This is a genomic window from Williamsia sp. (genome assembly GCF_036566845.1).
Taxonomy (GTDB): Bacteria; Actinomycetota; Actinomycetes; order Mycobacteriales; family Mycobacteriaceae; genus Williamsia.
This window is the reverse complement of the sequence record NZ_DATCVM010000184.1, coordinates 1-21965: the sequence shown is the minus strand read 5'-3', so window position 1 is coordinate 21965 and position 21965 is coordinate 1. Positions and strand designations below refer to the sequence as shown.

At 64.8% G+C, this 21965-nt stretch carries 21 protein-coding genes and 1 pseudogene; 11 read left to right on the top strand and 11 right to left on the bottom strand.

The genetic code is table 11. The annotated features are described in order from the left end of the window. Nucleotides 1-49: 49 nt before the first annotated feature. The gene (locus tag VIQ49_RS17430; protein ID WP_331886822.1) at nt 50-724 is read right to left on the bottom strand and encodes an SRPBCC domain-containing protein; all 675 of its coding nucleotides are present in this window, start codon (nt 722-724) and stop codon (nt 50-52) included. 103 nt (nt 725-827) lie between these two features. Between VIQ49_RS17430 and VIQ49_RS17425 the strand changes: the two genes are divergently transcribed. Beyond that, complete coding sequence (locus VIQ49_RS17425) at nt 828-1322, top strand: DsbA family protein (protein ID WP_331886820.1); 495 nt, start codon at nt 828-830, stop codon at nt 1320-1322. Between the two features lie 15 nt (nt 1323-1337). Here VIQ49_RS17425 and nhaA read toward each other — a convergent pair whose 3' ends face one another. After that, nucleotides 1338-2744 (bottom strand): Na+/H+ antiporter NhaA, encoded by a 1407-nt coding sequence (gene nhaA, locus VIQ49_RS17420; protein ID WP_331886818.1) that lies wholly within the window; start codon nt 2742-2744, stop codon nt 1338-1340. A gap of 105 nt (nt 2745-2849) precedes the next feature. Between nhaA and VIQ49_RS17415 the strand changes: the two genes are divergently transcribed. From VIQ49_RS17415 to VIQ49_RS17405, 3 genes are read left to right on the top strand one after another with little or no spacing between them, the layout of a single operon-like run. Next, complete coding sequence (locus tag VIQ49_RS17415) at nt 2850-4397, top strand: carboxylesterase/lipase family protein (RefSeq protein ID WP_331886816.1); 1548 nt, start codon at nt 2850-2852, stop codon at nt 4395-4397. A 24-nt stretch (nt 4398-4421) separates the two neighbouring features. After that, nucleotides 4422-4910 carry a PH domain-containing protein gene (locus tag VIQ49_RS17410; RefSeq protein ID WP_331886814.1) on the top strand — a complete coding sequence of 163 codons (489 nt, stop codon included), beginning with the start codon at nt 4422-4424 and terminating at the stop codon, nt 4908-4910. After that, a complete protein-coding gene (locus tag VIQ49_RS17405) occupies nt 4907-6466 on the top strand; it encodes a PH domain-containing protein (protein WP_331886812.1) in 1560 nt (519 codons plus the stop codon). The genes VIQ49_RS17410 and VIQ49_RS17405 overlap by 4 nt, the downstream gene beginning before the upstream one ends. A gap of 52 nt (nt 6467-6518) precedes the next feature. On the opposite strand, the gene VIQ49_RS17400 is transcribed toward VIQ49_RS17405, so the two are convergent. Beyond that, on the bottom strand, nt 6519-7337 hold the full coding sequence (locus tag VIQ49_RS17400) for an HAD family hydrolase (protein WP_331886838.1): 819 nt from the start codon (nt 7335-7337) through the stop codon (nt 6519-6521). 75 nt (nt 7338-7412) lie between these two features. On the opposite strand from VIQ49_RS17400, the gene VIQ49_RS17395 reads away from it, so the two are divergent. Further along, nucleotides 7413-8945 carry an ATP-dependent DNA ligase gene (locus tag VIQ49_RS17395; protein ID WP_331886810.1) on the top strand — a complete coding sequence of 511 codons (1533 nt, stop codon included), beginning with the start codon at nt 7413-7415 and terminating at the stop codon, nt 8943-8945. Here VIQ49_RS17395 and VIQ49_RS17390 read toward each other — a convergent pair. From VIQ49_RS17390 to VIQ49_RS17380, 3 genes are all read right to left on the bottom strand, one after another. Next, entirely contained in the window at nt 8936-9574 is a 639-nt protein-coding gene (locus tag VIQ49_RS17390; protein WP_331886809.1) for an FMN-dependent NADH-azoreductase, read from the bottom strand. The two genes, VIQ49_RS17395 and VIQ49_RS17390, sit on opposite strands and share 10 nt — an antisense overlap. Nucleotides 9575-9635: 61 nt before the next feature. Then, complete coding sequence (locus VIQ49_RS17385) at nt 9636-10388, bottom strand: dienelactone hydrolase family protein (RefSeq protein WP_331886808.1); 753 nt, start codon at nt 10386-10388, stop codon at nt 9636-9638. Between the two features lie 60 nt (nt 10389-10448). After that, the gene (locus VIQ49_RS17380) at nt 10449-10811 is read right to left on the bottom strand and encodes a YybH family protein (RefSeq protein WP_331886807.1); all 363 of its coding nucleotides are present in this window, start codon (nt 10809-10811) and stop codon (nt 10449-10451) included. 93 nt (nt 10812-10904) lie between these two features. Here VIQ49_RS17380 and VIQ49_RS17375 point away from each other — a divergent pair, with 93 nt between their 5' ends. From VIQ49_RS17375 to VIQ49_RS17360, 4 genes are read left to right on the top strand one after another with little or no spacing between them, the layout of a single operon-like run. Next, nucleotides 10905-11783: a LysR family transcriptional regulator gene (locus VIQ49_RS17375; protein ID WP_331886806.1), complete on the top strand. Its 879-nt coding sequence runs from the start codon at nt 10905-10907 to the stop codon at nt 11781-11783. Continuing rightward, nucleotides 11780-12424: a 5,6-dimethylbenzimidazole synthase gene (gene bluB, locus VIQ49_RS17370; protein WP_331886805.1), complete on the top strand. Its 645-nt coding sequence runs from the start codon at nt 11780-11782 to the stop codon at nt 12422-12424. Before VIQ49_RS17375 ends, bluB begins: the two co-directional genes overlap by 4 nt. A 46-nt stretch (nt 12425-12470) precedes the next feature. After that, nucleotides 12471-12821: a GntR family transcriptional regulator gene (locus tag VIQ49_RS17365; protein WP_331886804.1), complete on the top strand. Its 351-nt coding sequence runs from the start codon at nt 12471-12473 to the stop codon at nt 12819-12821. A 1-nt stretch (nt 12822) separates the two neighbouring features. Then, nucleotides 12823-13821, top strand: a complete 999-nt coding sequence (locus VIQ49_RS17360) for a DUF1648 domain-containing protein (RefSeq protein WP_331886803.1) — start codon at nt 12823-12825, stop codon at nt 13819-13821. A 102-nt stretch (nt 13822-13923) separates the two neighbouring features. On the opposite strand, the gene VIQ49_RS17355 is transcribed toward VIQ49_RS17360, so the two are convergent. The 3 genes from VIQ49_RS17355 to VIQ49_RS17345 form a co-directional block, all read right to left on the bottom strand. Beyond that, nucleotides 13924-16098 carry a glutamine synthetase III gene (locus VIQ49_RS17355; RefSeq protein ID WP_331886802.1) on the bottom strand — a complete coding sequence of 725 codons (2175 nt, stop codon included), beginning with the start codon at nt 16096-16098 and terminating at the stop codon, nt 13924-13926. 187 nt (nt 16099-16285) lie between these two features. Then, complete coding sequence (locus VIQ49_RS17350) at nt 16286-16825, bottom strand: GNAT family N-acetyltransferase (protein ID WP_331886801.1); 540 nt, start codon at nt 16823-16825, stop codon at nt 16286-16288. Nucleotides 16826-16856: 31 nt separating this feature from the next. After that, nucleotides 16857-17291: an NUDIX domain-containing protein gene (locus VIQ49_RS17345; RefSeq protein ID WP_331886800.1), complete on the bottom strand. Its 435-nt coding sequence runs from the start codon at nt 17289-17291 to the stop codon at nt 16857-16859. 83 nt (nt 17292-17374) lie between these two features. Here VIQ49_RS17345 and fadD8 point away from each other — a divergent pair, with 83 nt between their 5' ends. Then, nucleotides 17375-19000 carry a fatty-acid--CoA ligase FadD8 gene (gene fadD8, locus VIQ49_RS17340; protein ID WP_331886799.1) on the top strand — a complete coding sequence of 542 codons (1626 nt, stop codon included), beginning with the start codon at nt 17375-17377 and terminating at the stop codon, nt 18998-19000. Nucleotides 19001-19099: 99 nt separating this feature from the next. Here the strand turns inward: fadD8 and VIQ49_RS17335 are convergent, their stop codons facing one another. Continuing rightward, the gene (locus tag VIQ49_RS17335; protein WP_331886798.1) at nt 19100-20299 is read right to left on the bottom strand and encodes an RtcB family protein; all 1200 of its coding nucleotides are present in this window, start codon (nt 20297-20299) and stop codon (nt 19100-19102) included. A 105-nt stretch (nt 20300-20404) separates the two neighbouring features. Between VIQ49_RS17335 and VIQ49_RS17330 the strand changes: the two genes are divergently transcribed. Continuing rightward, entirely contained in the window at nt 20405-20965 is a 561-nt protein-coding gene (locus VIQ49_RS17330) for a DUF1990 domain-containing protein (RefSeq protein WP_331886797.1), read from the top strand. 24 nt (nt 20966-20989) lie between these two features. On the opposite strand, the pseudogene VIQ49_RS17325 reads toward VIQ49_RS17330, so the two are convergent. Beyond that, nucleotides 20990-21965: pseudogene (locus tag VIQ49_RS17325) on the bottom strand (HNH endonuclease); the annotation flags it as partial.

Below are 21965 nucleotides of genomic sequence, written 5' to 3'. Positions count from 1 at the left end.
GGAACAGATGTGGCAGCGGCCCCCTCCCGGGTGGCGCTGGGTGTTTCAGCTAGGCCTCGGGGGCTCCGGTTCCGAGATAGAAGGCAGTGGTTCGCATCTCGGATTCCCGCGCGAGTTCCTCCGGAGTTCCCGCGTCGATCGAGGCGTCGGCCCAGCGGCGGCTGCTGTCGGACATGAACCTCTGGGCCTGTTCGGTCTGCGCCCAGTCGGTGTCCTGAGCGGGTGCGGCGCCGCTGTTGGCGAGGTGATGAGCCAGGCCGAGGAGGCCGAGATCCCATCCGATGCCGACGGCGCCCGGGCCGAACGCCTGCCAACGTCCGAGGTCGACGTCGGCGCTGTGCTCGAGGACCAGTCGTGAGTGCCCCGCGCCCAGCGATTCGAGGCGGACGGACAGTTCACTGACCTCGCCACCGAACTCCCAGGTGACATCGAACCCGGTCGGTGCGTCACAGCGCTTGATGGTGCCGCCCGCGTTGCCCTCGACCTGATAGGTGCCGGCGAGCCGCAGGTCACCGTTGACCGGCGCGAACCACCGCACCAGTCGCCCGGGAGCGGTGCAGGCGTCCCACAGATCGTCGATGCCGGTGGCGTAGTCCTGGCGCAACGCCGCAACCGTCCTGATCGTCGATCCGGCGTCGGTGATGTCTTTGTCGCTTCTGACGACGGTCCGCGTCACGGCGTCGATCTGTCCCTGCGCGGTGGTGGCGAGGTTCGGGTCAGTCATGCTCTGCTCCTCCGGGATTGGTGCTGCCGGCATCCATTCTCCGTTGCGGCCGTTGTCGTCGACAAAGGAGGTCGGCCGGAAGATTCTTTGTGAGAATGATCTGGTGACTGACTTCCACCCCGACCGGCACCGCTACGGAGACGCCGCCGCCCCGGTCCGCATCGTCGAATACGGCGACTTCCAGTGCCCCGGCTGCAAGATGCTGGCCCCCGTGCTCAAACAGGTGGTCGACGAATCCGGCGGCCGAATTCAGCTTGTGTTCCGGCATTTTCCGGTGTTCGAGGTGCATCCCTTCGCGCTCACGGCAGCGCTTGCCGCAGAGGCCTCCGGGACGCGGTTCTGGGAGATGCACGATCAGCTCTTCGCGCACCAGAACAACCTCGACGACGACGCGCTCGCCGAATGCGCCCGTCGAGCGGGCGTCGAGGGTGCGGTGACCGGACTACAGGCGCAGCCATACAAGGGCGGTGTCTCCGCCGACTACACGCGTGGGATCGACGAAGGCGTCCGTGCGACACCCGGCCTGTTCATCAACGGTTCCCGGTACGAGGGGACGTTCGATCTCAAGGCTCTGCGTGCGGCGACAGCCGATCGCTGACCCGACTCCGGGTGGTCAGCGCGCGGTGGGATCGAGCCACGGGCCGTCGGGGAGACCCGGTGGATTGTCGACGTCGTCGACGCTGCACAGCGGAAGGCGCTCTCCGAGATAGCGGAGTAGGAGCGAGCCGAGGATGGCGGCAATGGCCGAGCCGGCCAGCACGCCGATCTTCGCGTCCTGCCGGAGCCCGGGGTCGGTGAAGGCGAGATCGGTGATGAACAGCGAGATCGTGAACCCGATTCCGGCCAGGACCGCGCCGCCGATCAGATGTCCATAGCGCACCTGGCCGGGTAGGCGTCCCAATCCGAACTTCAACGCGATCCCGGCCGCCACCGAGATGCCGACACCATTGCCTACCACCAGCGCCACGATGATGCCGATCGTCACCGACGACGACGCAGCCGCGGACAGTGCGTCGGCGTTGAGCAGCACACCCGCATTCGCCAAACCGAACAACGGCACGACAACCAGAGCGCTCACCGGGTGCAGCGCGTCTTGCAGCCGTTCATTCGCCGGGACAGTGGCACGCAGGGCCGTCGCGGCCAGCCTGGCTCGGCGGGCATCGGCCCGTTGCATCGCCAGTCGTCCATAGACCTTCACCCGGACCTGCTGTTCGGGTTCGACGGCCGCGGTCGGGATGAGTACACCCAACAGCACGCCGGCCAGTGTGGGATGAAGCCCGGACTCGTACACGGCCGCCCACAGCACGAGACCGACCAGGATGTACGGGCGCAGCATCCACACTCCGGCCCATCGCATCACGGCCAGCGCCGCGACCGCGACAACCACCACGGCCAACGCCACGAAGGAGACGTCGTCGGTGTAGAACACCGCCAGGACCGTGATGGCACCGATGTCGTCGACGATCGCCAGCGTGAGGAGGAAGAGCCTGATCTGGTCGGGACAGCGCGGACCGAACAACGCGAGTATGCCGAGCAGGAAGGCGGTGTCGGTGGAGATCGGGATGCCCCACCCGGCCGCCGCCGGACCTGTGGGCTGGAAGGCGAGGTAGATGAGTGCGGGCAGGATCAGCCCCCCGAGTGCTCCGAGCACCGGGATGATGACGGTGCTGCGATCTCGGAGATCACCGACGGTCACCTCGCGGCTGATCTCCAAGCCGACGACCAGAAAGAAGATCGCCATGGCGGCGTCGTTGATGATGTGCTGTAGATCCAATTCGGTGGACCAGCTGCCGACCTGCAGGACCACTTCAGTGTGCCAGAACGAGAAATAGCTGTCGCCGGGCACGTTCGCCCACACCAGCGCGAAGACGGTGGCGGCGAGCAGAAGACCCGCGCTGCCCGACTCCTTGGAGAGGAACTGCAGGGTGCGGGGAGAGATCGGACGCCTCGATGACCGCAGGCGGGTGGTCGGACCCGGACCAACAGGTAGTGCCGTGGTCTCCTGGTTGTCGCTGGGCATGAGGGACATTGTGCGCCAGGACGCCGGTGCGCACCGACTGTCCCCTCCGAAATCGCCTACTGTGGCCAGAGCGCGCATCCCAACGCCGGGCGGAGTATTCAAGAGATGACCGATGATCGCACAGTGGTGCAGACCACGAATGGCCCGGTTCGCGGACTCGACGACGGGATGACCACATCGTGGCGCGGAATCCGTTACGCCGCACCACCGGTGAGGGAACTGCGGTGGCGTGCACCGGTCCCACCACAACCGTGGACGGAGGTTGCCGACGCGACGGTCTTCGGCGCGGTGGCACCACAGCCGGGTAACCCGGTGATCCGGCTCGGGCCCGACGTCATCCAGAACGAGGACTGCCTGAGTCTCAATGTCTGGTCGGCGTCGACCGTCGAGCCCGCCGACCGGAAACCGGTGATGGTGTGGCTCCACGGCGGAGCCTATGTGTTCGGTTCGTCAAGCCAGCCGCTCTACGACGGCCGGGCACTGGTCTCCGACGGCGACGTGGTGCTGGTGACGGTCAACTACCGGCTCGGCGCATTGGGTTTTCTGGACCTCACATCGTGCAGTACCGACCAGCGCACGTTCGACTCGAATCTGGCTCTGCGGGACATCATCCTGGCGCTGGAGTGGGTGCGTGACAACATCGGCGCGTTCGGCGGCGACCCCGATCGGGTGACGCTGTTCGGTGAATCTGCGGGTGGCTCGCTGGTCACGACGATGCTCACCATTCCGTCGGCACGTGGGCTCTTCGCGAGGGCGATCGCCCAGAGCTCACCGGCGACGTCGGTCTATGACAGTGCCCGCGGGGCCCGGGTCGCGAAGATGTTCCTGGAGAAGGTCGGGATCGCCACCGCGGACGCGGCGACGCTGACCGATCTCGGGGTGGACGAGATCGTCGCCGCCGGTCAGGCATTGTTCAGCGATGTACCGGCCACGTCGCCCGGCACCCTGGCCTTCGCGCCGACGGTCGATCGTGATCTGCTGCCGGACTATCCGCTGGAGGCCTACCGGGCGGGGAAGTCGCACCCGGTGCCGCTGATCATCGGCACCAACAAAGACGAAGCGTCCCTGTTCAAGTGGATGAAGTCGCCGCTCATGCCGATCACACCGGACGCGATCCGGTCGATGTTCGCCGAGATCGCCGGCGAGCAGCCAGAGTTGAACCTGCCGAGTGAGGCCGAGATCGGCTCGGCGTACACCGGCATGAAACTCAAGGCTGTCGGTCTCGCCGTGGCGCGAGATATCGGCTTCCGGATGCCGACGTTGTGGTTGGCCGACGGCCACAGCGCGGTCGCGCCGGTGTACCTGTATCGATTCGACTGGGCGACACCGATGTTGCGGGCACTGCGGGTCGGCGCCACGCACGCGACCGAATTGCCCTACGTGTGGGGCAATCTGGTGGTCGGCAGCAAAGACATCACGTTCAAACTCGGTGGAATGAAAGTGGGCAAGGCACTCTCGGCCCGCATGCAGAACCGCTGGGTCTCGTTTGCCGTCGACGGACATCCCGAGGGACTGCCTGGCGATCCCGAATGGGCACCGTACGAGATCGGCAACCGTTCGACGCTGGTGATCGATCGCCAGGATCGGGTTGTGGACGACCTCGACAAAGAACTGCGCGACGCCTGGGGCGACGACGTCCTGAACTTTCGGTAGCGACCGGCACCTATGCTGTGCGGCATGGACCGCGCACCCCGAGCGCCTCGCAATCGCATCGATCCGCGGGCCCGTTTGTACTGGCTGATCGAGTGCGGTCTCTGGCTGGTGTCGAGTGTGGTCGTCCTGCTGGTACCGGCGCTGATCTGGGCGCAGGTGCGACCTGGCTTACTGATCGCCTTCGCCGTTGTGGGGACGTTGCTCGTCGGCTGGACGTCGACGATGCCGTTGTTGCGGTACCGGGTACATCGGTGGGAGTCGACCGGCACCGCCGTGTACGCGAGAACAGGGTGGCTGTCGCGGGAGTGGAAGGTCGCGCCGCTGTCGCGGATCCAGTCGGTGGAGGCCAAACGAAATCCGCTTCACCAGTTGCTCGGGCTGTCGCAGGTTTCGGTGACAACGGCGTCAGCCCACGGCGACATCGTCATCCAGGGGCTCGACAAGGTCGTTGCCGATGATCTGGTCGCCGAGCTGACGGTGGCCACCGAGGGAACCGTGGGAGATGCCACGTGAGTGAGGCTCCCGCACAGGAGGTTCCGGCTCCTGGTCCGTGGAAGCGTCTCGACAGCAGGATGATCGGCGCGGCATTGATACGGATGATGTTGCTCATCGGACCGGTGGCGTTCGGGTGGGCGTTTCTGGGACAGCGAGATCGTTCGGTTTCGGGCACGCTGATCGTGCTGACCGTGATGGCCGTCCTGGTGCCGGCGTATTACATACTGCAGTTCTTCAGGTTTCGATATCGATTGACCGCCACCGAACTCCAGATCTCGTCCGGGCTGGTCGTCCGCCGGACGCATAGGGTCCCGCTGCATCGCATCCGCACCGTCGACATCATCGCGCCGCCGGTCCTGCGCCTGCTGTCGTTGGCGATCGTGACCATCGGAACGGGGGAGCAGGTCACCGGACGCAACACGGCGTTGAAACTCGACGCCGTCAGTACCACCGTGGCCGCTGATCTGCGGGACGAGTTGCTGGCGGCGGCCGGCATGCGCGCATCCGCGTCGTCGCTCGCGGGTTCCGGTGAGTCGACGTCCCCGGTGCCCGAAATCCTTCGCCTGCGGTGGGTGTGGATGGTCTACGCCGTGGTGAGTGTGTGGTCGCTGGTTGCGCCCGCTGCCATGTTCGGATTCGCATACCAGGGACTCCAGTTCCTGGGCCGTGACCCCGATACCATTGTGGGCTGGTACTTTTCGGACTACCTCGAGGAGGTGTCGTTGACGCGGTGGCTGGTGACTACCGTCGGGGTATTTGTGCTCGTCGCAGCGGCAGGGGCGGCCGCGGTCTTCGCCGAAGCCTGGTGGAACTACGTGCTGGTCCATGAGCAGCACGGAAGACGTGAGCAGCACGGAAGGTTTGTGGCGACCCGGGGCTTTCTCACCACCCGCTCCTTCACCGTTGATCAATCCCGGCTGCGTGGCGTAACCGTGGCGGAGGCACTGACGACCAGACTGCTCGGCGGAGCTCGCCTCATTCCCATCCTCACCGGTGTGAGCGCGGATCAGCAGAACACAAAATCGGGAGTCCTTGTCCCGGCCACCACGCGCGACGTGCCGATCGCGCTGGCGAACGCATTGCTGTCGGAACCGGTGCTGAGCGACGAACGGCTGGGACCCGGCTGGCTGCACCACCATCCCGCAGCAGCCCAGCGGCGCATCGTGTTCCGCTATCTCACGCCCGTCGTCCTCGGTACGGCACTGCTGGCAGCAGCCACCGTTCTGTGGTCGTGGCCCCTCTGGCTGTTCATCATTCCGGCGGCGGCCACAGCGATCCTCGTTCCGTCCTCGGTCGGTCACTACCGCGGGCTGGGTCACCGGATCGAGGATGGCTATCTCTTCAGCCGCCGTGGCTTCTTCCTCCGGAGGTACGACGCCGTGCAACTGCGCGGCATCAGCGGCGTCGCGGTGCATCAGACCGTCTTTCAGCGTCGACTCGGGCTCGCGTCGGTCATTGCCACCACTGCTTCCGGGGACAAGGCCTACCACGTCGTGGACGTCGATCTGGCGACAGCGACAGATCTGGCGGTCGCACTCGGACCGCAGGAATTCGCGCCGCGTACCTGCGTTTGAGCCGGTTGCAACAGGAGCGCACGCAGGCGAGCGGAGCGAATTTCGGCGGCGTTCAGACGAGTGTGACGAGAGATTCGAGGTAGGTGGCGACACCGTGGTCGTCGTTGCTGGGCAGGATCGTGTCGGCGACCGCCAGGGTGTCGGCGGCGGCGTTGGCCGGACACAACGCGAGCCCGGCCCACAGCAGCATGGGCAGGTCGTTGATCGCGTCGCCGCAGGCCGCGACCTCGGAGGGGTCGATACCCCACTGTGCGCACAGCCGGGACAGCCCGCTCGCCTTTGTGACCCCATCGGCTGCCATCTCCAGATAGGGGGCTCCCGAATGGGTCGGCGTCACTTGAGGCATACCCGCGGCTGCGACCGTCCGGAACAGATTCTCGCTGGTCACATCGGGATGCCGGGCCACGATTTTCACGATCGGTTCGGTGTCGAGCACCGACGAATCCGACAGTTCCATGGTTGCCGGATCGCGGTGGTGGTCGGTGAACTCGCACAGCGCGGCGTAGTCCGGATCGGCGACGAACCTCGTGGGGCCGACGGCGGCAAACACCGTTCCCGGTACCAGGGCACGCACCCGCGACATGGTCTCGTGCGCGATGTGTGTCGGAAGGGGTTGTACGTCAATGACTTTCGGGGTGCCATCGGCTAGGTCGAGAAGGACCGCGCCGTTGGCGGCCACGGCGAAACCCCGGAAGCCGCAGGATGCGGCGAGTGTGTGGACGGAATGCTGGGCCCGGGCGGTCGCCCACACCACGACAATGCCCACCTCCGATGCGGCGGCCATCGCTGCCGCGGTCCTCGAACTCACCGCCCTGTCGGAGTTGAGAAGGGTTCCGTCGAGGTCGGTTGCCACCAGGCGAATGCTCACCAGTACATGATGCCAACAGGGTTGATGAGCTCATCCGACACCCGACCGGGTGTCGGTGCCGGTCGCTACGGTGGGTAGGTGTTGTTCGCAGAGGTGGTGTCCACGAGCGCGGCGGTGGCCGGCACTCGATCGCGGAAATCCAAGTCCGCGGCACTCGCCGGGTTGATCAGGGCGTGTGTGCCCGACGACGTCCCGATCGTGGTCGCGTGGTTGTCGGGGGAGGTGCCGCAGGGTCGTCTGGGCATCGGGTGGCGGACGCTGGCTGATGCTCGGACACAACCCTCTGTCATCGCCTCGGCCACCGTCGCCGAGGTGAATCAGCTCCTGTCCGACCTCGCCGCGACCTCCGGGCCGGGATCGGTGGCCCGCCGCAAAGAGTTGCTGACGCGACTGATGGCAGGCGCCACCGAAGACGAGCAGACATTCCTCATCCGTCTGCTCACCGGCGACATGAGGCAGGGCGCCGGTGAAGGTGTGATGACCGACGCCATCGCGGTCGCCGCGGGCCTGCCCGCCGATGTGGTGCGGCGGGCCTTCATGCTGTCCGGGGCGTTGCCGGTGACGGCGGTCGCTGCGGTCAGTGGTGGGGTGACGGAGCTGCAAGCGTTCGCGTTGCAGGTGGGACGTCCGGTCCGGCCCATGCTGGCGTCTCCCGCAACCTCTCTTGCCGAGGCCCACGCAGCGCTCGGAGGTGCGGTGAGCGTCGAGTACAAACTCGATGGCGCCCGGATCCAGGTGCACCGCAAGGGTGACGACGTTGCGATCTACACCCGCACACTCAACAACATCACCGACCGCGTCCCGGAGCTGGTCGACCTGATTCGCGAATTGCCCTGCGAATCAGTGGTTCTCGACGGGGAAACCCTGGCGCTGAACGACTCCGGACGTCCGCGTCCGTTCCAGGAGACGATGAGCCGATTCGGTGCGACGTCCAAGCGTGAACTCCTACTGCAGCCCTACTTCTTCGACTGCCTGCACCTCGATGGTGCCGACCTCCTCGACGAACCGTTGTCCGGGCGCCTGGAGGCGCTCGATCGGGTTGCGTCAGGGCACCGCATCCCGTCGTTGGTCGCACCAGATCTCGAAGCAACCGAGTTGCACCTCGAAGCCGCCCTGTCCGCCGGGCATGAGGGGATCATGATCAAGTCGCTCGACTCGGTGTATGCGGCCGGCCGACGCGGAAAGACCTGGCAGAAGGTCAAACCGGAGCACACTCTCGACCTGGTGGTCCTCGGCGCAGAATGGGGTTACGGCCGGCGTACGGGATTCCTGTCGAATTTGCATCTGGGCGCACGGGATCCGGACGGTGGCGACCCCGTCATGGTCGGCAAGACGTTCAAAGGTCTGACCGACGAGCTACTGCGTTGGCAGACAGAAGAATTCCCGAAGCACGAACGCGACCGCGACGATCACACCGTCTATCTGATGCCCGGTCTGGTCGTCGAGATCGAACTCGACGGTGTGCAGGTCAGTTCTCGGTATCCCGGTGGGGTGGCACTCAGATTCGCCAGGGTGCTGCGGTACCGGCCCGACAAGACTGCGGCGCAGGCCGATTCCATCGATGCGGTCCGTTCCCTGTTGCCCGGCGCAGGACCGGCCCGTCAGATTTGACGTGCGAGTTCGATCACCTTGTTGCGGGCGTCAGAGGCTGACGCTGTGGACTGCTCGGTGAGTGGATCGAGTGCCGCGATGCGCCCGACGAGGGTCAGATCAGAGGTCACCACATCAACCTTCATGCCCAGAGCTGTGCCGAGGACATGAACGAGCGGTGGAATGGTGTGGTCGAGACCCTCGTCTTTCGACCCGGCCCCGTACGTCAGGCCGCGCGACGAGACGACCACCACCGGGATTCCCGCGAACGGCTGGTCCGGAGTGTCATACGGTGCAGTGGTCCCGAGCACGTGGATGTGATCGATCCAGGCCTTGAGTGACGACGGGATCGACCAGTTGTACATCGGTGCTCCTATGACCACTGCGTCCGCGGTGGCCACCTCGGCGATCAGCTCTGCCTGTAGTGCTTCCGCCGCGGGATCCGGGTTCTCGGCATCAACTCGGAGTCGCGGTGCGTAATGCAGTCCGGCGTCGGAGATGTGCGGTACTGGATCAGCGTGCAGATCCCGGTAGCTCACGGCACGGTCGTCGCCGGCCTCGAGCCAGGTGGTGGCGAACAGCCGGGTCAGCTCGCGCGACGCCGACGTCTTCGGGTTGGCGGATGAATCGATGTGCAACAGGTTGGGCATCAACTCATTTAACACGCTCCCCGACACGTCGCCGGGGGCGGTGGAGAGGGTGGAGAGGGTGCTAGGGGGTGAGGTTCTCCCGCAGGAGGCTCTCCAGGGTGTCGAAGTGGCGCTGGTCGGCGTCGGCCCGGTAGGACGCCATGTCCGACATCGTGTAGCCGTGCGGCGCATCCGGATACACCTCGGACGTGTACAGCAGACCGGCCGCGTCGAACGCCTTCTCCAGGATCTCGATCTTCTCGATCGGCATCGACCGATCGTTGTCGGCATGTCCCAGATACAGGCGCGCCCGCGCGTTCTTGGCCACGAGGTGCGGGCTGTCGGGGGCGTCGGTCACCAGGTTGCCGCCGTGGAACCCGGCAGCGGCCTTGACCTGATCCGGGCGAGCACCTGCGGTGCGCAGCGCCAGGGCCGACCCCGTGCAGTATCCGGTCACGCCGACTCCGTCGCCGCTGACCTCGGGGAGTTCGAGCAGGCGGTCCACGTACTCGCCCACGTCCGCGGTGGCCAGCCCGGAACCCAGGGAACGAACCCGGCCCATGGCGCCGGCGATGAACTCGTCACGGTAGGCGGGATCGCCGAGATCACCCTGCGCCGCGAGGTCTTCGACGGTGCCGTGCCGGTAGAACGCGTTGGGGGCCATCACGACAAAGCCCCAGCCGGCGATCCGGTCGGCCATCTCGTAGATGCGGGGGCGGAGGCCGAAGGCGTCTATGTACAGCAGGACGCCGGGATGAGCACTCTCATCTGGTCGGGTCACGTAGGCTTCCGCGACGCCGTGTCCGGCCTCGATCTCGATGGTGGTGCTCAACATGAACACAACGCTACCGGGGACCCCCGCAGCGGTTTCGACGGGTCAGCACCTCGTCGGCCGTCAGTCCGGGCTGACGAACTCGGGTTGGTCGAGTAGTCGCAACCAGCTGCCGTCGGGTTGTCTGCGTACCACCTGGGCGCGAGCACCGGCGCCGTCCCGTGGTGGGGTCGAGGTGAGGGCGATATCGCCGACGACCAAGGTCGGCAGGGGCTGCTCGGCCTCGAAATATGGCTTGTGGGAGAGTATTTCGGCCCACAGTGCCTCGATGGCCGCGCGTCCCACGGTCTGCTGTCCGGGCGGGTACGCAAGAACGGCATCCACTTCGTAGAGGAGCGCGACGCCTTCGGCATCGCCGGCGTTGGATCGCTCCACAAAGAGTCGGGTCAGGTCTTCGGGTGTCTGGGCGCTCTCGCGGCGTGACATCGTCTGTCCTTTCGTTGGGTGTGGTTGCCAGCCTCGCCCGACATTCATCAGAAGTCCAATAGATTGTTCTGTCAGATACTAGAATCTGTGGTCATGGAACTGAGGCAGCTGGAGTACTTCATCGCGGTGGCGGAAGAGGCCAACTTCACCCGCGCGGCCGAACGTGTGCGGATCAGCCAATCCGGCGTCAGTGCTCAGATACGGCAACTCGAACGCGAACTCGGCGCGGAATTGTTCGATCGCTCGAGCCGGATCGCTCGGCTCACCCCTGCGGGACGGGCCGCGATCGGCCCGGCGCGCAACGCGCTGGCGGCGGTCGGGACGGTTGGTCAGGCAGTGGACGATCTGGGCGGGCTGGTCCGGGGTCGGCTGTCGATCGGGATGGTCATCGGCTGCACGATCATGCCGCTGTTTGTGGCAATCGCGAAGTTCCACACGTCCTATCCCGGTATCGAAATCGCTGTGCAGGAGGCGAATTCGGATCAACTCGCCGATGATGTGCTCGGTGGCCGTCTGGATGTTGCCATCGTGGGTACGGCCGGACCGGCTGGCGACGGATTGCGCGCGTCGGTCATCGTCAGTGAAGGTCTCGTGGCGCTTGTTCCTCCGGGGCATCACCTGGCGGAACGCGCATGTGTCACGGTCTCTGATCTGGCCGGCGAGGCCATTGTTGCGATGCCGCCGGGAACAGGAATCCGCGCGGTCCTCGATACCGCCTGTGCCGCAGCTGATTTATCGCCTCGCGTTGTCGTCGAGGCAAGCGCCGGTGATGCCGTCCTGGAGTGCGCCGCGCGCGGGTTGGGAATCGGGATCCTGAGCGCGTCGATGGGGTCGGACCATCTCGGACGGTTGAAGGTGATTCCGATCGAAGCTGTCGACGTCGCAGCCCAACTGTCCGCGGTGTGGTCGACGCCGGCGAGTCCCGCGGTGGACACGTTCATCCCGCTGCTGCGCGAAGCGTTCGACCTGTGACGGACAACCACGCGTTCACCGATGCCGAACGTGCGGCGGTGTACCGGGCCATCGCCGAACGCCGTGACATGCGGACGTTTGTGGCGGGCGCGACCGTTCCCGTCGGCGTCCTCGAACGGTTGTTGCAAGCGGCACATGCGGCACCCAATGTTGGCCTGATGCAACCCTGGCGCTTCATCAGGATCACGGATCAGCTGCTGCGGAAGCAGATTCACTGCCACGTGGACGGCGAGCGGCGTCGAACGGCACACGCACTCGGCGAACGGTCTGACGAGTTCATGGCGCTCAAGGTCGAGGGCATACTCAATTGCGCCGAACTCTTGGTCGTGGCGCTGAGAGACGGTCGTGAACGGCATGTGTTCGGCCGTCGGACCATGCCGCAGATGGATCTCGCGTCGGTGTCCTGCGCAATCCAGAACCTCTGGCTCGCGGCGCGATCGGAGGGGCTCGGCCTGGGCTGGGTCTCGTTGTTCGAACCGGATGTGCTTGCCGAGCTCCTCTCGCTGCCGGACGGGTCCGAAGCGGTGGCGGTGTTGTGCCTCGGTCCCGTTCCCGCATTTCCGGAACGTCCGGTTCTGGAGATCGACGGCTGGGCAACCGGCCGCCCATTGCGCGAATTCGTGGGCGAGAACGGTTGGTGAGCGTGATCAACTTGTTCTAGTCCAAGTAGAACTATACGATCATGGAGTGCTCATACGTGTGGATCCGACGGCGTCGCAGGCGCTCTACGAGCAGCTTGCCGCCGCAGTTCGTGGATCGATCATTCGCGGGGAAGTGGTTGCCGGCGAAAGGCTTCCGGGTGCGCGCGACCTGGCCGAATCACTCGGGGTGAATGTGCACACCGTCCTGCGCGGCTACCAAGAATTACGTGATCAGGGATTGGTCGAGTTGCGCCGTGGCCGTGGGGCAGTGGTAACTCACGCCGCGGTCCCGGAACAAGCCGACCTGCGACGCGCGATCGACGCGGTGCATGCCGCCGCCCGACGACTGGGCCTCGGCGGCGACGACCTCGCTCTGATGATTCGGGAAGGATACTGACATGGGTGCGCCGACAGGCGATACGAAACGACCGCTGGTGCGATTGGCGGTTGTGGCACTGACGATTCCGCTCATGTGCTCGTTGGTGTCGGCGGTACTGCTGTTCGCCTGGCGCGATGATCTGCCGGACAAGGTCGCGACACATTGGGGTGCCGGTGGTGAGCCCGACGGTTTCACGTCGGTGACAGGTGTCCTGGGCGTGCTCGTGGTCGGCGGGATCGTCCTGGGGGTTGTGGCCCTGATCATTGCCGCGGTATGTGCGGACCGGCGACTGTGCGCACAACTGATCAGCGGTGTTGCCGGGATGGCGGCATTCGTCTGCGGTCTGACGCTGGCGGTGACCGGTACTCAATTGGGATCGACCGATGCGTCCGCGGCAGAGCTGCCATGGTGGGTGCTTGCCGTCGGCTTTGCGGCCGGCGGCTCCGCGGCGGCGCTGGTGTACCGAATGGTGCCGCCGTGGTCGACACCTGCCGTTCCCGCGGGATCGGAATCGGGTCCGCAGATGCCCATCGGATCGGCGGAGGTGGTGGTATGGACGAGATCGGTGCTCAGTGCCGGAGTGGCCTTGGTGCTGATGGTGGTGGGTGTTGTGACGTGCCTGGTGCTTGCGGTGGCGACCGGACTGTGGGTCCTGTTCGGGGTGGCTGCGGCTCTGGCTGCGGTGGCCGTCGTGATGTACGGGATCCGGGTCACCGTGGATCCGCGGGGATTGTCGATCACGAGCATCGTCGGGTGGCCTCGGGTTGTCATCCCGGCCTCGGAGATCGCGACAGTTCACGCGGTGCAGGTCAGCGCCATCAAGGACTTCGGCGGATATGGATACCGACTCGGATTTCGTGGTGAACTCAAGGGTGCCAAAGGCTTTGTGCTCCGGTCGGGCGAGGGGATCCTCGTCGTCAGAACCGATGGCGCCCGTCAGATCGTGGTGGTCGACGACGCGACCACCGGAGTTCGATTGCTCGAGGCCTACCGACTACGCGCGCAAGACGCCGCCTGAGCAAACTCGGGTTGCGGACGACGCGGGCAGTCCGCACAAGTGAGCCGCCGCATCCACGCTGGGTGCGGCGGCTCACCTGTCACGCGATCCTGATCCGTTGTGTCACAAGATGTAGAGCATTTCCTGGTACGTCGGAAGCGGCCAGAGATCATCCGCGACAACACTTTCGAGGGTGTCGGCTGCGATCCGAACCGAAGCCATCGCGGGCAGCAGGGTGTCGCGCGCGTACTTGGCTTCCTCCATGCTGCCCTCGACGTGGACGCCGAGTGCCGACTTCAGGGTCGCCAATGCGGTGGTCAGCTCGGCCATCGGCTCGCTGACCATCTTCAGCAGCGTGATGTCTGGTTCGATCCCGGCTGCTCGGAGCGCCGTGACGTTCGTGGCGATCTCGGTCTGGTAGCGGACGGCGGCCGGCATGACCAGCGTCGAACCGATCTCCAGTGTCAGCTTGGCCTCGACAGCGATGGTCAGGATGTACTGTTCCAGGCCGATCTCGTAGCGGCTGTACATCTCTCGATCGTTGAAAACCCCGTACTTGGAGAACAATTCGATCGACGACTCCGAGATCAACTCGGGAAGCGCGTCGACCGTGGTCTTCAGGTTCGGCAGGCCACGCGACTCGGCTTCGATGGGCCAGTTGTCGGAGTAGCCGTCACCGTTGAACACCACAGCTCCGTGTTCGGTGATGATGTCGGTGAGGAGTGTCTGCACGGCGGAATCGAACTCGGTTCCGTCGGCGAGGGCCTTCTCGAGGGTGGTGGCACAGAAGTCGAGGGAATCGGCCAAGATGGTGTTGAGTACCACCATCGGCTCACTCACGGTCTGCATCGAGCCGGGAGCACGGAACTCGAAGCGGTTGCCGGTGAAGGCGAACGAACTGGTGCGGTTGCGGTCGCCGGGGTCGGTCGGCAGCGCCGGCAGGGTATCGACACCGATGAGCATGGTGCCCTTGCCCTTTGAAGACGTTGCGGCACCCTTCGCGATCTGCTCGAAGACGTCGGCCAGCTGCTCGCCGAGGAAGATCGACACGATGGCCGGGGGTGCTTCGTTGGCGCCGAGGCGATGATCGTTTGTCGCCGACGCCACGGACACGCGAAGGAGCCCGGCGTGCAGATGTACCGCCCGGATCACGGCCGCGCAGAACACCAGGAACTGTGCGTTCTCGTGAGGGGTGTCCCCGGGCACCAGGAGGCTGCCGAACTTGTCGTTGCCGAACGAGAAGTTGACGTGCTTACCGGATCCGTTGACGCCGTCGAACGGCTTCTCGTGGAAGAGACACTCCATCCCGTGCTTTTTCGCGACGGTCTTGAACGTCGTCATCAGGAGTTGCTGGTGGTCGGCCGCGATGTTGCCGCGTTCGAACATCGGCGCGATCTCGAACTGGCCGGGCGCGACCTCATTGTGACGGGTCTTGGCGGGGATCCCGAGTTTGAAGAGCTCGCGTTCGGTATCCATCATGAAGCCCAGGACACGTTCGGGCACAGCGCCGAAATAGTGGTCGTCGAACTCCTGACCCTTCGGTGGTTTGGTGCCGAACAGTGTGCGCCCGGCGTTCAGCAGGTCGGGGCGCGCCAAGAAGAAGTGGCGATCGACCAGGAAGTACTCCTGCTCGGGTCCACAGAAGGCCACGACATTGCCGGGATTGCTGTGCCCGAACAGCTTCAGCACACGTTCCGCGTGCTTACCCATCGCCTGTTGCGAACGCAGCATCGGGGTCTTGTGGTCGAGTGCCTCACCGGTCATCGACACGAACACGGTGGGGATACACAGGGTGTTGCCGTTGGGGTTCTCGAGCACGTACGCCGGACTGGTCACGTCCCAGCCGGTGTAGCCGCGGGCCTCGAATGTGTTGCGGAGTCCACCGTTCGGGAAGCTGGAGGCGTCCGGCTCGCCCTGGATGAGGGTCTTGCCCTGGAACTCGGCGAGTGTGGATCCGTCTCCCGAGGGTTCGAGGAAGCTGTCGTGCTTTTCTGCGGTGAGCCCGGTGAGCGGATAGAAGACGTGTGCGTAGTGGGTGGCGCCCTTCTCTAGCGCCCAGTCCTTCATCGCGGACGCGACTGCGTCGGCGACGGCAGGATCGAGTTTGCTGCCCTTTTCGATGGTGGCGATGACCGACTTGTAGACGTTCTTGGGCAGCCGTTTCATCATGACGGACTTGTTGAACACGTTTGCGCCGAAGATGTCTCCCGGCGCCTCGGTGATATCGAAACTGACCGGAGGCGGTGTATATGCCTCGACTGCAGTGATGGCGGCAAGCCGGATGTTGTTTCCGCTCATTCGTTCATTACCCTTCTCGCGGGTCTCACTGGTGCTGAAAGCCCTGACCTGCGAACTCTACGAACGATCGGTAACGGACTCGTTGCATCCCAGTGACGATGCAAATCAGAGTTGACCGGGTGTTACGCATTGATTGCGCGCCCGGTCCTTGGATGTCCGTTTCGCGAGTTCAGCCTGTTTCGAGAGGTCAGCGACCAGATGGCCGATCGATACGGAAGAGGTGATGCTGACCGTCGTCGATCGGATTGTCCGGTTTGAGATACCCGGTGGCGACCTGGGTGAAGCCGGCGGACAACAGCGCCCGCCACGACGCCGGGTTGGCGACGGCAACCGGAACGATGATCGTGTCGGTTTTCGGGTGATCAACCCAGCAACTCTCGACCATCCGCCGGATCATCAGGGTTCCGTGACCGCGGCCGATCATCTCGACCTCACCGATGAAGTAATCAATGGACATTGCGAAATCGGGAATCTTGAGCAGCGATTCGAGCTCGGCCAGGTCTTCGGGATAGTCCGCCAGTCGGTACCGCTGTATCAATCCGATGGGCTGATCGTCATAGAGGACGATGAAGTCCTCGCATGGTTCGGTCCCGTCGATGCTGCCCCCGAAGTCGCGCTCGACGGCGTCGTCGGATGTGTCGTGATTCCAGAAGCGCGAGACATGGGGAGTGCTCAGCCAGTTCTTGATCAGGACAAGATCATCGCGCTCGGTACGCCGAAACCGCATGCATTCACTGTCCGCGCCGAGCCCGCGCAGGTCAATCCTCCATGTGTATGTTCTCGGCCTCCAGCGCGGGGAAGATGTGGTCGCGCAGCAGTGGCGCGAGCTGCTGTGACCTGTCTGATCGGTCGTACCAGCGCAGTTCCGCGATCTCTCCTGCCGGTTCGGGTGTGCCGGTGAGTTCCGCGCAGAAGATGTGCCCGCGCACCGAGGTGTCGGGTTCGTTGGCGGCAGCAGCGGTGAATGTGCCGAGTTCGGTCAGGTCGCGGGGCGTGATCTTGATGCCGATCTCCTCGAGCACTTCCCGAACTGCGGCTTGGGCCGGGCTCTCCCCGGGTTCGAGCTTTCCGCCGGGGAGCATGAAGGCCGCGGTGCCGGACTTTCGAACGGTCAGTACCTGCGACGCCGCGTTGTGGAAGCAGACGGCGGAGACGGTCAGGTGCTTCGGCGTCGGTTCGGCACTGGTACTCATGGCAGAAATGATGCCGGGTGGGTGGGCAACGCGTGCGACCGGAGTACTTCCGCGAATCTGTAACACGTTCTAGTGTGGTCGGCATGACTGTTTCTCCGGATGCGACCACCGAAATCGATCACCTGCGCGGCGGCACCCACCTCGGCCATCTGATGGTCGCGGCACTCAAACGACATCGCGATGAACCTGTTCTATTTGTGGGGGATACCACGCTGACCGGTGGGCAGATGGAGGCCCAGGTCAGCACCTACGTCCAGGCCTTCGAATCCCTGGGCGCGGGGTCGGGTACTGCGGTGGGGCTGTTGGCGCTCAACAGGCCGGAGGTTCTCTATGTGATCGGCGCGGGGCAGACGCAGGGTTGGCGCCGGACCGCATTACACCCACTCGGATCGCTCGACGACCACGCCTACGTCCTGGGCGACGCGCAGATCGCCACGCTCGTCATCGACCCGGTGCCGATGTTCGTCGAGCGCGCCGCGGCGCTGCTTCAGCGCGTCGACAGCCTCAAACAGGTCCTGACCCTCGGCCCGGTGCCACCGGAGCTCGCCGAGGTCGCGCGTGATGTGACCGCGGAGGCCAAGCGCTTCGAGGCCCGGCCCCTGGTTGCCGCGGATCTGGCTCCTGACCACATCGTCTCGATCACCTATACCGGCGGGACAACCGGAAAACCCAAGGGTGTCATCGGAACTGCGTCGGCCATGGCGACGATGACGCAGATCCAGCTGGCCGAATGGGAATGGCCGGAGCATCCGCGCTTTCTCATGTGCACGCCGTTGTCGCATGCGGGGGCGGCGTTCTTCGTACCGACCCTGATGAAGGGCGGATCGATGGTGGTGCTGGCCAAGTTCGATCCCGCGGAGGTGCTCCGGACGATCGAGGAACAGAAGATCACGGCCACCATGTTGGTCCCCTCGATGTTGTACGCACTGATGGATCACCCCGACTCCCGCACCCGCGATCTGTCCTCGCTGCAGACCGTCTACTACGGGGCCTCGGCGATCAACCCGGTGCGCCTCGCGGAGGCAATCGAGCGCTTCGGTCCGATCTTCGCCCAGTACTACGGCCAGTCCGAGGCGCCGATGGTGATCAGCTACCTGCCCAAGGGTGCGCACGACGAGAAACGACTGTCGAGTTGTGGACGGCCGTCGGCGTTCCTGCGGACGGCGCTACTCGGTGACGACGGCAAACCCGTACCGGTGGGGGAGCCGGGCGAGATCTGCGTCGCCGGTCCACTCCTCGCCGGCGGCTACTGGGGCCTGCCCGAGGCGACCGCGGAGGCCTTCCGCGACGGCTGGCTTCGGACCGGCGACGTCGCCCGCGAGGACGAGGACGGTTTCTGGTTCATTGTCGATCGCACCAAGGACATGATCGTCACCGGTGGTTTCAACGTCTTCCCCAGAGAGGTCGAAGACGTTGTGGCCGAGCATCCTTCGGTTGCGCAGGTGGGTGTCATCGGTGTCCCGGACGAGAAGTGGGGTGAGGCGGTGACCGCGATCGTGGTGCTGCGTGCGGATGCGGCGATCGATGACGCCTCGATCGAGACGATGATCGCGGAGATCCAGGATGCCGTGAAGGATCGGAAGGGCGCGGTGCAATCGCCGAAGCGTGTCGTCGTTGCCGATGCGCTACCGCTCACTGCTCTGGGCAAGCCGGACAAAAAGGCGCTGCGCGCACAGTATTGGAGTGAGAGCGACAGGGCTGTCGGCTGAGCGGACCTGACCTGTGGTGACCGGGTGGCGCCGAGGTCGCCCGCTGCGGACCATTCGATGAAACGTTCTGCAGCGGGCTCCCTCAACCGGTCCCTTTGCTCAGCCCTTCACGCACACGACCTGTTTCAGGTGTGCGACCACCTCGACCAGGTCGGTTTGGGCGGCGATGACCGAATCGATGTCCTTGTAGGCGGCCGGGATCTCATCGACCACCCCGGCATCCTTCCTGGACTCGACACCTTCGGTCTGGGCCACCAGATCCTCGGTGGTGAACGTCCGGCGCGCCTTGGACCTGCTCATCCTCCGGCCCGCGCCGTGGGAGGCGGAGTAGAAGGATGCCTCCGACCCCAGGCCGCGCACCACGTAGGAGCCTGTGCCCATGGATCCGGGGATCAAACCCATGTCGCCCGAACCGGCGCGGATGGCGCCCTTCCTGGTCACCAGCAGTTCGAGACCGTCGATCACCTCGGTCGCGACGTAGTTGTGGTGACACGAAATCGGATCTTCGAACTGGACTGCTCTGCTCGGAAAGGACTCCCGCACAGCTGAACACACGAGTTCGAGCATGACCCGGCGATTTCTGGCCGCGTACTCCTGTGCCCAGGTCAGATCGCGACGGTAGGCATCCATCTCCGGCGTTCCGGCGAGGAACACCGCAAGATCACGGTCAGGCAGATCGGCGTTGTGGGGGAGGCCGGCAGCGACCTGCATATGCTGATCGGCAAGCGACTTCCCGATGTTCCGGGAACCGGAATGAAGCATCACCCACACCGACGCATCGCCTTCTGCGACGCAGACCTCGATGAAGTGGTTGCCGCCGCCCAGGGTCCCGAGTTGCTTGTGAGCCCTGGTGTCGAGATTGCTCACACCCCGGTCGAGATCGGCGAACCGAGCCCAGAAATCACCCCAGCCGCCGCCGACCTCCATTCCACGCAGATTCACCGGCCGTTTGTGGGCATGAAAACCGACCGGGACCCTCGCCTCGATGGCCGATCGCAGAGCCGAAAGGTCGTCGGGAAGATCTGAGGCAACCAGATCTGTTCGGACAGCGGACATCCCACATCCGATATCGACACCTACCGCGGCGGGACAGACTGCATCACGCATGGCGATCACCGAACCGACCGTCGCGCCCTTGCCGACGTGGACATCGGGCATCACCCGAACGCCATGAACCCAGGGCAGGGTCGACACCCGACGTAGCTGCTCGCGCGCCTCATCCTCGACGGACGCTTCGTCAACCCACAGGAGGGTTGAGGCGACTGCGCCGGACAGGGGTACGGGATAGCGGGTGTTCATGGTGGTTCCTTGATCGTCGGTACGGCCATCGGTTGACGGCCCCGGCAACGGTAGTCACCAGTTGTTGTCGCCGTCTATGGATTATCGGCTGGGTACTCTTCGGTGATGACCCGTCGACGTGCCAGGCCGCTGAAGTCGCACATCGCTACCCGGTTGCGTGGTGTGGCGTTCAGCTATCCGGAGATCGGCGAGACCCGGGCGAAGCCTCCGGACGGATATCACCACGTGCACCGGGAAGTTGTTGTCGGATCCGGCCGCCGGCGATTCGACGAGATCGCCGGCGCGATCGAGACGTGGCAGGTGCAGCTCGGTGCCGGTCTCCGGGTCTACGCATCGTCGGAGACCATCGCGGCAGGCACGGTCGCCCGGGTTGCGGTCGGTGTGGGTCCGCTGCGCCTCAAGGCTCCGGTCCGGGTTGTGTACGTCGTCGACGAGGCCGATCGCCGCGGCTTTGCGTACGGAACACTCGTCGGCCACCCCGAGTCGGGTGAGGAACTGTTCTGTGTTGAGTTGCGGGACAACAACACTGTCGTATTTGTGGTCACCGCCTTCTCGCGGCCGCACACCCGCTTGGCTCGGATTGCGGGTCAGGTGGGCCGCTTGGGCCAACGCGCGATCACGGCACGGTATCTCCGTGCGATGCGCACGTGGGTACCGCGTGACTGACCTGACGGCGTGGATGTGCGCTTGCTAGAACGGTGCTGGTGGGGTGTTCCTTTCCTGTTCCTCCCGGAGTCTGCGATTGTGTCGCCGTTCTTGTTGGCGGCGTGCGTGTTTGGCAGCGGTCCGCGATTGACGTCGGTCCTTGTGATGCCGGTTCTTGTCTTGTGTGCCCGGCGTGGATGGAGGCCGGTTCGGTGATCCGCGTTGGTCATCGAAGACGATCGACCTCAACGTCGGGAACAGATCATCACCGGTCCACGCCGGACCGCCATAGCTCCGGCCTTCCGGCGTGGTGAAGACCAGCCTCGTTCGCCCGGTCCACCGATCGGGGTACTGATCATCGAGCCATTCTGAATGCGTTTTCACCAGGTGGTGAAAACGACACAGCGTCTTCATCTCTGACGGATGCGTACAACCACCCCTCGGGATCCTCGTGGTTGTACTCACAAGTGTGGTCAAGATCGCCGCCCCACGCTTCTTCTCACACCCGGGCCACATGCAATAGCAATCGCGGATCCGGATGTAGCTGTCCAACACCACCGACGGCCGGTACTGGTCACCGGGTTGCGTCGAAGGCAGCGCAACCACCCGTGGGAACGGCGGATCGGCAGCTGCGGTCGTATCCGCGAACCCCCCGACCGGCGGATTCTCCGGCGCACGCATATGCACGGTGCGCTTGCCAGGAGGCTCCGGCTCCGGCTTCTCCGATTCTGACTGCGCAGGAGCAGGTTCTTGTTGTGCCGGTATTGGTTCCGCCGGCGTGACCTTGTTACCCAACGGACGCTGCACGGTCTCGGGACGGCCCGCGATATCGCGAGCATGAGCCGCGGAGATGACACCATGGCCGTCGATGAAGCCGGGATTGTCAGCAGTCCCATCGAGCGTCGCCTGATCGGTGATCACATGCAGAACGATCTTCACATCCACACCCGAGATCACCTGCCCCGCGGGAACAGTCACGATGTCGGCGGTGCACGGATGTTTCGGGTCAATCGAGCACTGG

Bases quoted from the DNA above. Each gene is read 5' to 3' on its own strand.
- VIQ49_RS17355 (WP_331886802.1), bottom strand. From the start codon at position 16,098: ATGAGCGGAAACAACATCCGGCTTGCCGCCATCACTGCAGTCGAGGCA.
- nhaA (WP_331886818.1), bottom strand. From the start codon at position 2,744: ATGCCCAGCGACAACCAGGAGACCACGGCACTACCTGTTGGTCCGGGT.
- VIQ49_RS17415 (WP_331886816.1), top strand. From the start codon at position 2,850: ATGACCGATGATCGCACAGTGGTGCAGACCACGAATGGCCCGGTTCGC.
- VIQ49_RS17375 (WP_331886806.1), top strand. From the start codon at position 10,905: ATGGAACTGAGGCAGCTGGAGTACTTCATCGCGGTGGCGGAAGAGGCC.
- VIQ49_RS17380 (WP_331886807.1), bottom strand. From the start codon at position 10,811: ATGTCACGCCGCGAGAGCGCCCAGACACCCGAAGACCTGACCCGACTC.
- VIQ49_RS17390 (WP_331886809.1), bottom strand. From the start codon at position 9,574: ATGCCCAACCTGTTGCACATCGATTCATCCGCCAACCCGAAGACGTCG.
- VIQ49_RS17385 (WP_331886808.1), bottom strand. From the start codon at position 10,388: ATGTTGAGCACCACCATCGAGATCGAGGCCGGACACGGCGTCGCGGAA.
- VIQ49_RS17360 (WP_331886803.1), top strand. From the start codon at position 12,823: ATGGGTGCGCCGACAGGCGATACGAAACGACCGCTGGTGCGATTGGCG.
- VIQ49_RS17335 (WP_331886798.1), bottom strand. From the start codon at position 20,299: ATGAACACCCGCTATCCCGTACCCCTGTCCGGCGCAGTCGCCTCAACC.
- VIQ49_RS17350 (WP_331886801.1), bottom strand. From the start codon at position 16,825: ATGCGGTTTCGGCGTACCGAGCGCGATGATCTTGTCCTGATCAAGAAC.
- VIQ49_RS17345 (WP_331886800.1), bottom strand. From the start codon at position 17,291: ATGAGTACCAGTGCCGAACCGACGCCGAAGCACCTGACCGTCTCCGCC.
- VIQ49_RS17410 (WP_331886814.1), top strand. From the start codon at position 4,422: ATGGACCGCGCACCCCGAGCGCCTCGCAATCGCATCGATCCGCGGGCC.
- VIQ49_RS17330 (WP_331886797.1), top strand. From the start codon at position 20,405: ATGACCCGTCGACGTGCCAGGCCGCTGAAGTCGCACATCGCTACCCGG.
- VIQ49_RS17430 (WP_331886822.1), bottom strand. From the start codon at position 724: ATGACTGACCCGAACCTCGCCACCACCGCGCAGGGACAGATCGACGCC.
- fadD8 (WP_331886799.1), top strand. From the start codon at position 17,375: ATGACTGTTTCTCCGGATGCGACCACCGAAATCGATCACCTGCGCGGC.